12 protein-coding genes and 1 pseudogene are annotated in these 13,503 nt (G+C 67.6%); 3 read left to right on the forward strand and 10 right to left on the reverse strand.

Translation table 11 applies throughout. The annotated features are described in order from the left end of the window. Positions 1-328 precede the first annotated feature (328 nt). The gene (locus tag ACFQE0_RS16465; RefSeq protein WP_378971533.1) at positions 329-1,240 is read right to left on the reverse strand and encodes a LysR family transcriptional regulator; all 912 of its coding nucleotides are present in this window, start codon (positions 1,238-1,240) and stop codon (positions 329-331) included. A 98-nt stretch (positions 1,241-1,338) separates the two neighbouring features. Here ACFQE0_RS16465 and ACFQE0_RS16470 point away from each other — a divergent pair, with 98 nt between their 5' ends. Further along, complete coding sequence (locus ACFQE0_RS16470) at positions 1,339-2,505, forward strand: MFS transporter (protein WP_378971535.1); 1,167 nt, start codon at positions 1,339-1,341, stop codon at positions 2,503-2,505. A 163-nt stretch (positions 2,506-2,668) separates the two neighbouring features. Next, positions 2,669-4,217 (forward strand): annotated as a pseudogene (locus ACFQE0_RS16475) (L,D-transpeptidase family protein). 4 nt (positions 4,218-4,221) lie between these two features. Here the strand turns inward: ACFQE0_RS16475 and ACFQE0_RS16480 are convergent. Then, a complete protein-coding gene (locus tag ACFQE0_RS16480) occupies positions 4,222-4,395 on the reverse strand; it encodes a YqaE/Pmp3 family membrane protein (RefSeq protein ID WP_378971538.1) in 174 nt (57 codons plus the stop codon). A 103-nt stretch (positions 4,396-4,498) separates the two neighbouring features. Between ACFQE0_RS16480 and ACFQE0_RS16485 the strand changes: the two genes are divergently transcribed. Further along, the gene (locus ACFQE0_RS16485; protein ID WP_378971540.1) at positions 4,499-4,780 is read left to right on the forward strand and encodes a GIY-YIG nuclease family protein; all 282 of its coding nucleotides are present in this window, start codon (positions 4,499-4,501) and stop codon (positions 4,778-4,780) included. 144 nt (positions 4,781-4,924) lie between these two features. On the opposite strand, the gene ACFQE0_RS16490 is transcribed toward ACFQE0_RS16485, so the two are convergent. The 8 genes from ACFQE0_RS16490 to ACFQE0_RS16525 form a co-directional block, all read right to left on the reverse strand. Next, complete coding sequence (locus tag ACFQE0_RS16490) at positions 4,925-6,490, reverse strand: c-type cytochrome (RefSeq protein ID WP_378971542.1); 1,566 nt, start codon at positions 6,488-6,490, stop codon at positions 4,925-4,927. A gap of 88 nt (positions 6,491-6,578) precedes the next feature. Beyond that, positions 6,579-6,899 carry a hypothetical protein gene (locus ACFQE0_RS16495; RefSeq protein ID WP_378971545.1) on the reverse strand — a complete coding sequence of 107 codons (321 nt, stop codon included), beginning with the start codon at positions 6,897-6,899 and terminating at the stop codon, positions 6,579-6,581. After that, positions 6,899-7,390: a TspO/MBR family protein gene (locus ACFQE0_RS16500; protein WP_378971547.1), complete on the reverse strand. Its 492-nt coding sequence runs from the start codon at positions 7,388-7,390 to the stop codon at positions 6,899-6,901. Before ACFQE0_RS16500 ends, ACFQE0_RS16495 begins: the two co-directional genes overlap by 1 nt. After that, entirely contained in the window at positions 7,387-8,604 is a 1,218-nt protein-coding gene (locus ACFQE0_RS16505) for a geranylgeranyl diphosphate reductase (protein ID WP_378971549.1), read from the reverse strand. The genes ACFQE0_RS16500 and ACFQE0_RS16505 overlap by 4 nt, the downstream gene beginning before the upstream one ends. 3 nt (positions 8,605-8,607) lie before the next feature. Beyond that, complete coding sequence (locus ACFQE0_RS16510) at positions 8,608-9,933, reverse strand: BCD family MFS transporter (RefSeq protein WP_378971551.1); 1,326 nt, start codon at positions 9,931-9,933, stop codon at positions 8,608-8,610. Then, positions 9,933-10,817, reverse strand: coding sequence for a chlorophyll synthase ChlG (chlG, locus tag ACFQE0_RS16515; RefSeq protein WP_378971554.1), 885 nt, complete (start codon positions 10,815-10,817; stop codon positions 9,933-9,935). Before chlG ends, ACFQE0_RS16510 begins: the two co-directional genes overlap by 1 nt. A 123-nt stretch (positions 10,818-10,940) precedes the next feature. Continuing rightward, positions 10,941-12,380 (reverse strand): transcriptional regulator PpsR, encoded by a 1,440-nt coding sequence (gene ppsR, locus ACFQE0_RS16520; protein WP_378971556.1) that lies wholly within the window; start codon positions 12,378-12,380, stop codon positions 10,941-10,943. Positions 12,381-12,415: 35 nt separating this feature from the next. Continuing rightward, positions 12,416-13,231, reverse strand: coding sequence for a cobalamin B12-binding domain-containing protein (locus tag ACFQE0_RS16525; RefSeq protein WP_378971558.1), 816 nt, complete (start codon positions 13,229-13,231; stop codon positions 12,416-12,418). Between the last annotated feature and the right edge of the window lie 272 nt (positions 13,232-13,503).

The following is a 13,503-nucleotide window of genomic DNA, read 5'->3' on the forward strand; positions in this document are numbered from 1 at the left end:
TCTCGACACGCCCGGCACGCGTAATCGCCTGTGGATGATGACCCACCTCTACACACCCCGTCCGGTGGTGGAGGAGATCGACGCCCTGCTCGGCCGCCGCGCCAGTCAAAACCACCTGACCTTCGTGCAGCTCATGCCGGGGCATGAGCGGATCGCGGTGGAGGAAGCCCTCGACCTGAGGCCGACCCTGCGTTGGCTGACGATCCACACCCCCACCGAGCCCATCGGCCTGCGCCTCGCCAACCCGGCCGACGACGCAGCCCTCGTTGGGATCATCCGGGGGAAGCCGGGCGCGTTCCCGAACGGCTGGGTTGAGCGAAGCTCCGGCTTACGGGGCGGTGTCTCCGCGAAGGGCCTCGACCAAGAAATCGACCATCGCCCGTACCCGTGCCGGCATTGCGGGGCCGCCGACGAACACGGCATGAATCGCCTCGCGATCCTGTGGGTTGAATGGCTCCAGCAGCGGGACGAGACGACCTGCGGCAAGATCCTCGTCGATGTGGAAGTTGCCGACGCGGGTGATGCCGACGCCGCGCAGCGCCAGTTGCACCAGCGTCTCACCATTGTTGGCGGCGACGTTCCCGCTCACCGGCAGGATGAAGTCCCGCCCGTCTTCGCGAAACGGCCAGCCGGGTTCGCTGCGCCGGAAGCTGAAATCCAGGCAATTGTGGGCGGTGAGATCGGCAGGTCGGCGCGGCGTGCCCATCCGTTCGAGATAGGCTGGCGCCGCTACCACCGTCCGTCCGGTCTCGCCGAGACGGCGGGCGGTGAGGGGGCTGTCGGCCAGCGGCCCGAAGCGGATCGCCACGTCGGCGCGTCCGCCCAGCACGTCCGCAAGTTCGTCGCTCAGGTCGATCTCGGCGACGATGCGGGGATGGCGCGTGACGAACTCGGCCAGCAGCGGCACGATCACCAGCCGGCCGTGAGCAGTCGCCGCGCTGACCCGCACCCGGCCGCTCGGGCAGCCCCGGTCGGCGAGGGCGCGCTCCGTCTCGTCGAGATCGGCCAGGATGCGGCGGGCAGCCCGTCCATAGGTCTCGCCCTCCGCCGTCGGACGCAAGGTGCGGGTAGTCCGCACTAGCAGGCGCACGCCGAGGCGCGACTCGATCCGGGCGACGATCCGGCTGACCGCCGAGGGTGTCAGGTCGAGGGTACGGGCAGCGCCCGACAGACTGCCCGCTTCCACGACGGCGACGAAGACGGCCATCTCGCCCGTCCGGCCGATCCGATCCTGCAGCATTCGTGACGCCCCAGCACAAATCCTGATCCGCGAGCGGGACTACCGCGCTGGAAGCGATTCCGCCACGTGCTTCAGCGGAACGAGCGGAGACGGATATCATGGCGATCAACCCACCCCTTCTGGCCTTGGCGGTCGGTGCTTTCGGCATCGGTGTGACGGAGTTCACGCCGATGGGAATGCTGCCGCTCATCGCGGGGGATCTGCACGTGTCCATCCCTGCGGCAGGGTTGGTGGTCAGCGCCTACGCCATCGGCGTCCTGATCGGGGCGCCGCTCATGACCCTCGCGACAGCGCGGATGCCCCGCCGTCGCTTGCTGGTCGGCCTGATGGGCATCTTCACCCTCGGCAATCTCATGGCCGCCCTGGCCGACAGCTACGGTATGTTGGTCGTGGCCCGCTTGGTCACATCGCTCAATCACGGCGCCTTCTTCGGGGTGGGCGCCGTTGTCGCCGCCAGCGTCGTGCCCCCCGATAAGCGCGCGGCGGCGGTGGCTGCCATGTTCTCGGGGCTCGCCATCGCGACGATCGGGGGCGTACCCCTCGCGGCCTGGATCGGCGAGGTCCTGGGCTGGCGTGCCGCCTTCTGGGGCATCGCGGCGGTCGGCGCCGTCGCCATGCTGTCCCTGCGCTTCGCCCTTCCGCCACTGGAGACCGAAGACGCCTCCGACCTATGGGCCGAATTGCGGGTGCTGGCTCGTTTTCAGGTCCTCGCGGCCCTGGCGCTGACCATGATCGGGTTCAGCGCAATGTTCACCGTATTCACTTACATCGTCCCGATTCTGCGGACAGAGACCGGCGCCACGTCGTCGTTTGTCACGGGAATGCTGATCCTGTTCGGGACCGGGCTCACCCTGGGCAACTGGCTGGGCGGGCGCTTCGCGGATCGGACGGTGGACGGCACGCTCGCGGGATCGCTCGCCGCGCAGAGCGTCATCCTCGTCCTGTTTGCCTGGGGCATGCAGGGGCAGGTCACGGCAGCGGTGCTGATGTTCCTCTGGGGTGTCGCGAGCTTCGCCAGCGTCGCCCCTCTTCAGATGCGGGTGATGGAGCAGGCGAGCGAGGCCCCCAACCTCGCTTCGGCGATGAATATCGGGGCGTTCAACCTCGGGAACGCGATCGGCGCTGCCGTGGGCGGCGGTGTCATCGATGCCGGGCTCGGCCTTCCGGCAGTGTCCCTCGCGGGCGCCGCCCTGGCCGGGGCCGGGCTGCTGATGCTGCTGGCCCTGCGCCATGTGCGGCCTGTCACACTCCTCACTCCCTGCTGAGGGAAACCGGTGGACCACCCCCTCCGTCGATGGCCCGGTGTTGCATCCGGGCCATTGCGGTAACGAAGCCGAAAGCTTAACGACGATAGACGGTTGGGGAGTGACGCCCGAAACCGGCCGATACCAACGGCCTCCGGGCGAGAGTTCGAGGACGAGGTTCCCCATGACGGCGCGTCCCGCGACTGCGAGGATGCTGGCGGCCGCTGCCTTGACCGCCCTTCTGCTCGGCGCCTGCCAGGATGGCAGCGGGATCAACGGTCCCACCGCCCGCAGCATCGCACCCCTTGCCCCGCAGACCCTGGCTCTGATGCAGACCAAGGGAATGCAGCAATCCGACCCGATCCTGATCCGCGCCTACAAGAAGGAAGCGGAGATGGAGGTGTGGAAGAAGGGCAATGACGGGCGCTACGCCCTGCTCAAAACCTACCCGATCTGCCGCTGGTCCGGTCGAGCTCGGCCCCAAGACCCGCGAGGGCGACCGGCAGACGCCGGAGGGGTTCTACACGATCACCCCGGGCTTAATGAACCCGAACTCGTCCTATTACCTCTCGTTCGATACCGGCTTCCCGAACGCGGTCGATCGCGCGAATGGCCGTTCGGGCCGCTATCTGATGGTGCACGGTACGTGCTCCTCGGCGGGCTGCTTCGCCATGACCGACGCGTCGATCGCCGAGATCTATGCCATCGCCCGCGAAGCCTTTATCGGCGGCCAGCGCAGCTTCCAGTTCCAGTCCTATCCGTTCCGGATGACAGCCAAGAACATGGCCAAGTTTCGCAACGATCCGAACGCTCCGTTCTGGCGCAACCTCAAGGAAGGGTCCGATTATTTCGAGGCCCTGCGCGAGGAGCCGAAGGTCGGCGCCTGCGGCACCCGCTACGTCTTCGGCGGCTCCGATGTCGCGGCCGGGTCCTGCGCGCCGAAGGTCGACCCGCTGGTGGCCGAGAAGCGTGCGCAGGACCAGCAGGAGATCGCGGAACTCGTCGCCAAGGGCACGCCCGCCGTGCGCGTCGTCTATCAGGATGGAAGCCAGAACCCGGTTTTCCGCCCGCAGAACAACCCGACCGCCTTCGCGAGCCTCGGCGGCACCGAGCAGGTGCTCCCCTACGACGTGAAGGAATACGGCCGCCACACCCTCGGGGAGGTGAGCCGTCCCGAAAGCCTCGCGGCAGCGCCCGAGGAGGTCGAGATCGACGCGAAGGGCCGTCCGGTGATGCTCGCCGCCGCGCCGCAATCGCCGACGACGACCGCCTCGACCACGCCGAAGGCAGGCGAGAGGACCACGGCCAAGGGGAAGGCTCCGGCCCATTCCGCGCCGACGACGCTGATGGCCGCAGCGCCCGAGACGCCACCCGCCGCGCCGGACAAGCCGGCCCGGATCGCGGTGGCGGATGCCGACGGCGAGTCCGAAGGCTATCAAAAGCTTCTCGGCAACATCTTCTCCAAGGAGAAGGTCGCCCCGGTCACGCCCGCGACGGATGCGGCCACGGTGGAGCCGGTCAAGGTCGCGGCGGCCAAGCTGGAAAGCCCGGCGAATAAGCCCGCAGACACTAAGTCCGCGGCCAGCAAGCCGTTGGTTGCCAAGGCCTCGGCCGCCAAGCCCGGCCCGGCGGGCAAGGAGCATCACCCCACTCACGCGACCGAGGCGAAGAAGCCCGAGCCGGCTAAGTCCGCCTCGCGCCACACGATTGCGAAGGCGGACGCCAAGCCCTGACGGGTCAGACCAGCGGCCGGTCGCGGTTCATCAGCCAAAGGGCGTGAACCGTGCCGGGGATCCACCCGAGGATCCAGAGCACGATGTTCAGCAGGAACTGAAGCCCGAAGCCCGTCGTGACGACCACGGCGATGGGCGGGATGAAGATGGCGAGCAGAATTCGGATCAGGCTGGACATGCTGCCTCCAGAGGCGGGGATGGAAGGATCGGCGCGGTAACAAGGCGCGGCCTTATCCGTTCCCGCGGAGTGAATCGCTGCAACGGTGCCCCACGATGTTAATATGCTCGCGAGCGGCAGGCATGGGACGCTCTATATCGGCGTGACCAACGATCTCGCGCGACGCGTCCACGAACACAGGATGGGCGTCACGCCCGGCTTCACATCCCGTTACGGCGTCACTCGCCTCGTTTGGTACGAAACCTACGATAGGGCAATCGATGCCATCGATCGCGAGAAGTCGCTCAAGAAGTGGCGTCGCGATTGGAAGGTTCGATTGATCGAGGAGTTCAATCCCGATTGGTCCGACCTTTATGGGACGCACGCAGGCTGGACCGGACTATAAGGACAGCGGCGATCGTGGAGGCTCTGGTTTCCGGGTTCCGCTGCGCGGCCCCGGAAAGACGGTGGAGTTACAACCTCCGTCATTCCAGGGCTCGCAAAAGGCGAGAGCCCGGAATCCAGACCCGCACCCTGCCGAAAAGCGCTTTTACTTCGGCGGCGTGGTGGCGCTCGGCACGTTGGCCGCCTGCTTCTCCGGGTTCTTCACTTGGCTGTAGGCTATGTTGGAGAAGGTGCCGATCACCGCAGGCCAGCTCGGGTTGCCGTATTGGGGGTCGTCGCGGCCGACCTTGCAGAAGGCCGTGGTGAGGCCGTTGACGATATCGTCGTCACTGACGCCGGTCTGCTCGGCCTTGATCTGCGGGGTGAGGCGGGCGAGCGTCGGCACGAAGTCCTGCTGCTTCAGACCCTTCAGGCTGTCCGCGATGTTGAGCTTGTCGAACGCGGATTTGAGCTTGTCCTGCTCGATCTCGGCGCAGGGCGCCGTGCCCGAGAGCATGGTCTTGGTCGCCGCCCGCGCATCGGAGGCCTCACTCCCCGTCAGAACCGGGGCCGAATTACCCCATGAATTGCGGATGTAGTCCGTGACGTTCTTCACTTCGACGTCGGTCATCTGCTGGCCGATCGCCACCATCGGGGCGAGGCCGCTCTGGGCCGCGAGCCCGCCATAGATGACCCGCAGCACCGTCTCCGGCCCCTTCGATTGCACGGACGTGTTGCCCGCCAACGCCGGGACGGCGCCCTCGATGCCCTTGCCGTCAGGCTGGTGACAGGACGAGCAATAGGTCAGGTAGGTGGAGGCGCCAGGCGCATCCTTGGTGTCGAAGGCCGCGAGATCCTTCGCCTTGTAGGTCTGCTTAGCGGGGATGGTGCGAAGGTAGGCGACCATCGCCTTAAGATCCTCTTCCTTCACCTTGGAGAGGGATTCCATGATGGTTTGGCGCATCGGGCCCGCCGCAACGCCGGGGCGGTCGCCCGGAGCGGTGCCGGTCTTCAGGTAGGTCACGACTTGTTCGTCGGTCCAGGCACCGATGCCCTGATGGCCATCGGGGGTAATGTTCGGGGCGTACCACCCGTCGATGACGCCGCCGCCGAAGCGACCGGCGAAGCTCGAATTGCCGACCAGCTTGTTCTCGTTGTGGCACATGGCGCAATGGCCGAGGCTCTCCACGAGGTAGCCGCCGCGATTCACCTCGGCGCTGGCGTTCGGATCCGGCTTGAAGCGTTCTTCCGTGAAGAAGGCGGTCCGCCATGTGACGAGCGCAGTTCGCACGTTGAACGGGAACGGAATCTGGCTCTCCTGCCGCTTCTCGTTCACCGCCGGGATCGACTGGAGATAAGCCCAGATGGCCTTGGTGTCCTCGTCCGTCGTCTTGGTGAACCACGCGAAGGGGAAAGCCGGATACAGGTAGCCGACATTCTTGCTGTAGCCGTGCCGGAAAGCCTTATCGAAGTCGTCGTAATTCCAGTTGCCGAGGCCCGTTTCCTTATCGGGGGTCAAGTTCGGGGTCATGATGACGCCGAAGGGCATATTCAGCGCATAATTACCGGCGAGGTACTTGCCCCCCGGTGCCGTATGGCAAGCCGCGCAATCGCCCATCGTTACGAGGTATTTGCCTCGCTCCACGGGGTCCTGGCTATTCTGTGCCAGAACCGGAGAGGTCAGGATGGTGCCGGCGAGCAGGCCGGACGCAAGGACGAATCTGCGCTGCATGGCCGGCGTCTCCGGGGCAGGTTGATGAGAAGGGTTCAAAAGACTTGTCGCGCATAAATGCGCCTTGAGAACTGTTGTTCCTGCCCCGCTAAACCGGGCCCTGCGGCCAAGCGTCTCCAACCGTTGCATCGTTCCGCAGGGTCACAGGCCGAAGCGTCTTCCGGCGCAAAACGAGGTCGGCCACGTGCGCGATGAGGCCCACCAGCATCCAGCCCGCCACGACCGGCCAGGCAGAACCGGTGAGCGCGGCGCGCAGGGCGAGCATCAGAGCAGCACCGGCCGCGATGGTGGCGCCGAAGGGCGCGAATCGCCCCGCGCCGCGACACAAAACCAGCAGCAGCACCGCCTCGACCGCGACGCCGACCAGGATCAGATCGACGATGCGGCCGGAGGCGAAGAGCCCGTCCATCACACGAGGCCCCGGCGCGGGTTCAACTGCACGATGCGCAAGTTGAGACAGGCCGCAACGCCGACCCAGGCGAGGTAGGGAATGTTCAACAAAGCGGCCACGGTGCTTACCCGCCCGACCGTGAGGATCAGCGCAACGATCGAAAGCCAGAGCAAGACTACCTCGACCAGCGCCCAATCCGGGCGGCGCAACCGGAAGAACAGCACGCTCCAGAGAATGTTAAGCACGCCGTTGACGGCGAAAACCGTGACGATGAGCGGACGGGCCGCGGCCGACCCGCTCCAGGCGAGCACGCCGGAACTCGCCGTCAGCGCGAAGATCGTGGCCCAGATCGGCCCGAAGGCCCAATCCGGCGGCTTCCAAGCGGGGACGTGAAGGCGCCGGTACCACGCGTCGGTGCGTGTCGCGACGCCGCCCGCAACGGCCACCAGCACGGCGCAGGCGGCGGCGACAAGGGCCGTCCCCCAATCCGCCTGCGCGAGGGCCGTCACGGGGATACCCAGCGGAACAGGTGGGCGAGATCCTTGAAGAAGATGCGGACATGCGCCGCTGGCTTCGCCCGGACCAATTCCTTGTTCATGTAGGAATCCCAGGTGAGCTGCTGCACGTCCTTGTCACGGCAGATCGAGACGAACCGCTCGCGCAGGGCATCGCTGCGATACCAGACCCACTGCATGATCCCGAGGATCAGGAAGACCCGCCCATGCTGCTTCATGAAACGGCGGCGGGCGAGGCCCAGCGCCTTCGCATGGCCGGTTGAGAGAAAGGCTTCGGCGGCCTCGGCGGCAAGGCGCCCACCGAGCATCGCATAGTAGATGCCTTCGCCCGAGGCCGGAGCGACGACACCCGCCGCATCTCCGGCGAGGAGCACATCGCGGCCATTGTCCCACCGCTTGAGGGGCTTCAGCGGAAGCGGCGCACCCTCCCGCCGGATCGTCTCGGCGCCGGCAAGGCCCGACGCCTCGCGCAGCGCGCGGATCGAGGAACGGAGCGAGAAGCCCTTGCGGGCGCTACCGGTACCGATGCTCGCGGTGTCGCCGTGGGGGAAGATCCACGAATAGAAATCGGGCGAGTGGCGACCTTGGTAATACACGTCGCAGCGGGTCGGGCCGATCGCCGCCGCGCCCGCCTCCCCGGGCTGCGGCACGCGGACGATCTCGTGATAGGCGAAGACCTGCCGCATCTTGTCGTGGCCCGGCACCTCGGCCCGGCCGACCGGGGAGGTCGCACCGTCGGCGCCGATCACCAGCCTGGCGCGCACGGCATGGCGCTCCAGCGTCTCGCCCTTTCCGGTGGTGAAATGGACGAGCGGCGGCCCGTCATCGGGGCGGGAGATCCGGTCGAAAGCGGCCTCACGCAGGTCGGCACCTGCGGCAGCGGCGCGCTCACGCAGCCACGGATCGAAATCCTTGCGATCAACCATGCCGACGAAGCCTTCGCCGACTGGCATATCGACCTCCTTGCCGCTCGGCGCGATCATGCGGGCGGCGCGGATCCGGGCGACGAGGAGATGGTCGGGGATCGCGAAGTCGCGGATCAACCGGGGCGGGATGGCCCCACCGCAGGGTTTGATGCGGCCGGGCTTGTCGAGCAGCAACACGCTGCGCCCGGCGCCGGCGAGATCGCAGGCCGCCGTCGCCCCCGATGGCCCACCGCCGACGACGACAACGTCGAAGGTCTCTCCCGCATGGTGATGCTGGGTCATGGCCTACCTCGCCTCGAATGCCGGATTGAGCGGGAAGGAGGGGGCGGGCGCCACCGCGACGCGCAGGGCGAAGGCGACGGCCACGAGGAACAGGACGCCCTCGGCCACGAAGACCGTGGCATAGGCATGGACCGGATCGGCCACGACGAGTCGCATGGCATCGACCGCGAAGGCGCCGAGCACGCCGCCGCCGCCGAAGGCAACGCCTTGGGCCGCGCCCCAGACGCCCATGCGGGTGCCGCGCTCGCGCTCGCCGCCACTTCCGGCGAGCGCCATCATCGAGCCGATGGCGGCGACCGCGTACATGCCGTTGGCGACGCCAAGGGCGAAGACCGCGCTGCGTAAGGGGAAGTCCGGGCCGGACGGGCCGCCCGCCGCGATGGCGAACAAAGCCAGCGCTGAGGCGCCGCAACCGATGGCGATCCAGAGGCGCAGGGAGGCCAGTGCCGTACCCTTGGCGAGCAAGGTCACCGCCGCAACGAAGAGCATGCCCGCCAGCACGCCGCCGTGCTGGAGTCCGGCGAGCTTCGTCGTCGCCCCCGGCCCCATGGCGAAGACGAGGCCGGCATAGGGTTCGAGGATGAGTTCCTGCGCGCTGTAGGCGAGCATGGAGACGAAGACGAAAACGGTGAAGTGCCGGGCCACCGGATCGGCCAGCACCTTGCGCAGCACCTGGCCGAAGGGCGGCTTGGCCTCCGGCGCTTCGGGGCGCGGGGCCGGAAGCCCCTTTTCCACGCCGGTCACGGCAAGGGCGGCCACGCAGAAGGCGACGAGGGAGACCGTCCCCGACACGGCCACGAGGCGCATCACGGTGAACGGTTCGAGGAAATGGCCCGCCAGCGGCGCCGTCACCGCGAAACCGACGATCATCATCACCCAGACGAGGGTCGCCGCCGCCCCGCGCCGGGCCGGTGCGACGCCTCCCGCGAGCAGGACGAGGAGCGAGGTGCCCGCCGCGCCGACGCCGAGGCCGACGAGCAGGAAAGACACCGCAGCCAGAGCGAGCCCGGCCGCGAGATGGGTCTGAGCCAGGGCGGTGCCGCAGGCGGCGCCGAATCCGCCGAGGCAGAGCGCCGCCATGCCGCCGACGATCCAGGGCGTGCGCCGCCCGGTCCGGTCGGAGCCGTAGCCCCAGCGCGGGCGCAGCACCTGCACGGCGTAGTGGATGGCGACCAGCAGCCCCGGCACGAGGGCGGGCAGAGCAAGCTCCACGACCATCACCCGGTTCAGGGTCGAGGTCATCAGCACGACGACCCCGCCGAGTGCCGTCTGCACGAGACCGAGTCGCAGAATCGAGGGCCAGGAGAAATGGGCGGGACCGCTCTCCATCAGAGGTCCCCCACCAGGGGACGCAGGGCGAAGGCCGCCGCGAGCATGCCGAGCACGTAGAGGGTCGTTCCCGTGCCGTTGTACCACGCGGCTCGTCCGCGCGGATCGTCGAGGAAGCGGACCATCAGAACCGCCTGCCCGGCGAGGAGGGCGCCGACGAGGCAGGCATGCCAGGGCCGCCCCCAGGCTGCGAGCAGCGCGATCACCACCACCTGCGGCAGGGCCATGACAAGGCAGGCGAAGCGCGCCGCGTTGGCCGGGCCGAGTTGCACCGGCAGGGAGCGCACACCGGTGGCGATATCGCCCTCCACCGACTTGAAGTCGTTGAGTGTCATGATGCCGTGGGCGCCGATTGAATAGAGCAGGGCGATCACGATCACACGCCAGTCGGGCATGGCGGTGGCCATCACCGCAGCGCCCGTGAACCAGGGCAGGCCCTCGTAGCAGATCGCGACCGCCGAGTTGCCCCACCAGCCGTTGCCCTTCAGGCGGAGCGGCGGCGCCGAATAGAGCCACGCCAGCACCAAGCCGAACAGGGCCGCGCCGAGGATCCACGGCCCCAGAGCCGCCGCGACGGCGAGGGACAGGAGCGTCCAGCCCAGCGCGAGGTAGAGGCCCCAGCGACCGGGGATCCGCCCTGAAGGGATCGGACGGTTCGGCTCGTTGATCGCATCGACATGCCGGTCGAACCAATCGTTCGCCGCCTGGCTCGTCGCGCAGACGAGGGGACCGGCGAGAATGATGCCCGCCGCGATCACCGGCCATTGCCCGTGGGCGGGCACGCCAGACGACACCACCCCACAGCCGAACGCCCACATCGGGGCGAACCACGTGAGCGGCTTAAGAAGCTCGACGACTGCACTGGGAGCGGGCGTGGCGGCCATGGCGGGAGGCTATGCCACCCCCACCGAGTGTCAAGCGAGAATGACACCCGCCGCGTCAAGTTGCCGATGATTCGTACGGGATGGCCGACAGCAAAAGATGACGAATATTTTATTCGTCTCTGGTCAAGCTTCGTCGCCAGGGCTGAGGTCGCCGACACCGTAACGGCGCATCTTGGCGTAGAGACCCTGACGCGAAAGGCCGAGCATCTCGGCCGCCGAGGCGCGGTTGTCGCGGGTGATCCGAAGGGCCGCCTCGATGCACAGCTTTTCGATGAGATCCGTGGTCTCGCGGACGAGGGTCTTCATGGACACGCGGCCGACGAGTTCGGCCATCTGCTCCACCGAACGCGGCTCGGCGCGGGTGCCGACATTCAGCGCCGAGCGCGGCGGCAGGGCCCTGATCGACAGGCCGATATAAGCGGGCGACGAGGGCAGGGACACGGCGGCGATCTCGACATCCTCGATCCCGCCATAGGTGCCGCGCACCACGCTGGCGAAACGGCGGACTGAGCCGTGATCCTGCAGGGTGGCGAAGAGCGTCCGCGCTTCGGTCTCGTCGCGGGCAAGCCATTCCTCGATCGGGCGGCCCCGCGCCTGTCCCTCGGCGGCGAGTTGCGCCAGTTCGAGGAAGGCGGCGTTCGCCCAGAGCACCCGGTGCCCCGAATCGGTGACGACGAAGCCTTCGGGCATCGATTCGATCAGGGCGCGGGTCGGCAGGGTACCGGTCGATTCGCCGGGTCCAGTCCCGGCCATGCCCGGCTCGGGGATGAGCCGCAGGATCGCGCTGGTCCCGCCTTCACCGCGAAACAGCGAGGCCGAGATCGTCACTTCGCCCCGGCCCTGGGGCAGGGCGGCGCGAATATCGGCCGCCTGCCCGGTGGAGCGAAGGGAGCCGTGCTGCGCTTCGAGCGTGCGCAGGCTCGCTTGGTCGAACAATTCCACCACGTCGACGCCCACGAGCCGACGTACCGCGCGGCCGAGGAGCCGTGCAGCGGCGGGGTTCGCCTCGATCACACGGCGGGTGGTCGAATCGACCACGAGCACCGCCTCGCCACAGATCTGGAACAGCAGGCGATAGCGGGTTTCGGCGGCACGAAGGCGATCGTAATCGCGCTCCAGGGTCTGCTGCGTATCCGCGAGGCGCCGCTGAAGTGCCGCGACGGTGCGCATGTCGCGCCCAAGTACGAGAATCGGCCCATCTGCATCGGGCCGCAGCGCCGTGTAGCGAATCGGCAGGTCGATGCCCGTGGGGGAGGGATGGTTCACCTGCCGCCACCGGGTGATTTCCCCCGGGCCCGCATCGCGCAGCAGCTCATCGACCTTGGTGCGGCTCTCGACGGTGACGGTGTCCACGAGGCGTCGGCCGAGCCAGCCGCCGATCTTTTCTTCAGCGAAATCCGCTGCGCCTGAGGCGCCCTGGATCACGCCGTCGGCATCGACGATCAGCGAGAGATCGGACGCAGCCGTCACCGCGAGGCCCGCCGCATTTCCTCCGAGGAGTGCGGCAACCTTGGGCAGGGCCTCGTTCAGGACGGGCTCGGCAGGGCGTGGTCGAGGAGTCACGGATTTGTGTCGCAGTGCGTCGAACTGTCTACCTATCAGCAAGTCAACGTCTGTCTGTCCAGCGCCGCTTCCGCAAGACGGGGGGCAGACCACGCATCGGGCGCGTAGGCGTCGGCCCCGAAGGCGGCCGGATCGGCTCCGGTTCGCGCAAAATACGGGCCACCCACCAGAACGAAGAGAGACGGATTCCGTGAGGCCCGGCGCAAGGCTGGAATCAGCGCCTGCAGGGCGGGCGCACAGACATCGCAGGAGAGCGACAGCCCGATGATGTCGTACCAGCCCTCGCCGAGCAGTTCGGCGGGATCGGCAGCGGAGTGACCCAGATTGGTCACCTCCCACCCCGATTCGCGAAAGAAGCTCGCGAGGATCGACAGCCCATAGATATGAGTCTCGCCGGGGCAGGGCATGAGAAGAACGGAACGGCCCGTCGGGCGTGCCGACCGCTCCATGCCTGCGCAGAGGCGGCGAGTCAGAGCCTGAAGGCGGCCGAGTCCCTCCGTCACCGCCAGGAAATCGCAGGTATCCTCCTCCCACATGCTGCCTAGCCGCCGGGCCGAAGGTGCCAGCAGGTCGAGGAGCAGGCGATCCAGCGGGAGCCCGGAGAGGAGTAGCGAATCCACGGCCCCGTCGAGATCGAAGGGCTCCGGGTTCAGGAGAAGCGCCGCCAGGGCGTCGGGATCGTTCAGCGGCGCGGCGAGCGTCGAGCGAGCGGAACGATGGGCCAGCATGAGCCGGGGAAGGATCTCGGCCTCGACGAGCCACGCGAGGACGTCGCGATCCTCCTCGGCCCGTTCGCGGTCCAGAAGCAGGCCCAGATGGCCGTCGTCACAGAGGAGCCCCAGATCGTCCATCGGCAACCCTCCCGGCATCGCGGGCTCTGACGGCCCACCTCGCTATGGTCGCATCGTCATTTTCGCGAATCTGACATGCTTCGGCACAAGCCCAGCCGCTGAACGGCTAAATGGGGCCGGTCAGCAGCTCACCCCCGCCGACGGCTTGGAACCAACATAGGGTACGCTGGAAATGCCCTTTGGCAATCGTCAAAACAGACTCCTCGCCTAAAAGTGTCACCGGAGCAAACCGTCAAGCGGGATTGACACTTCTAAGGGGCCAGATAGGTTCG

The sequence above is a fragment of the Methylobacterium komagatae genome, from assembly GCF_042661665.1.
Lineage (GTDB): Bacteria > Pseudomonadota > Alphaproteobacteria > Rhizobiales > Beijerinckiaceae > Methylobacterium > Methylobacterium komagatae.

Excerpts from the sequence above, each read along its gene's own strand:
- ACFQE0_RS16480 (WP_378971538.1), bottom strand. The coding sequence starts at position 4,395 with ATGTCCAGCCTGATCCGAATTCTGCTCGCCATCTTCATCCCGCCCATC.
- ACFQE0_RS16510 (WP_378971551.1), bottom strand. The coding sequence starts at position 9,933 with ATGGAGAGCGGTCCCGCCCATTTCTCCTGGCCCTCGATTCTGCGACTC.
- ACFQE0_RS16505 (WP_378971549.1), bottom strand. The coding sequence starts at position 8,604 with ATGACCCAGCATCACCATGCGGGAGAGACCTTCGACGTTGTCGTCGTC.
- ACFQE0_RS16465 (WP_378971533.1), bottom strand. The coding sequence starts at position 1,240 with ATGCTGCAGGATCGGATCGGCCGGACGGGCGAGATGGCCGTCTTCGTC.
- ACFQE0_RS16525 (WP_378971558.1), bottom strand. The coding sequence starts at position 13,231 with ATGGACGATCTGGGGCTCCTCTGTGACGACGGCCATCTGGGCCTGCTT.
- ACFQE0_RS16470 (WP_378971535.1), top strand. The coding sequence starts at position 1,339 with ATGGCGATCAACCCACCCCTTCTGGCCTTGGCGGTCGGTGCTTTCGGC.
- ACFQE0_RS16485 (WP_378971540.1), top strand. The coding sequence starts at position 4,499 with ATGCTCGCGAGCGGCAGGCATGGGACGCTCTATATCGGCGTGACCAAC.
- ACFQE0_RS16490 (WP_378971542.1), bottom strand. The coding sequence starts at position 6,490 with ATGCAGCGCAGATTCGTCCTTGCGTCCGGCCTGCTCGCCGGCACCATC.
- chlG (WP_378971554.1), bottom strand. The coding sequence starts at position 10,817 with ATGGCCGCCACGCCCGCTCCCAGTGCAGTCGTCGAGCTTCTTAAGCCG.
- ACFQE0_RS16495 (WP_378971545.1), bottom strand. The coding sequence starts at position 6,899 with ATGGACGGGCTCTTCGCCTCCGGCCGCATCGTCGATCTGATCCTGGTC.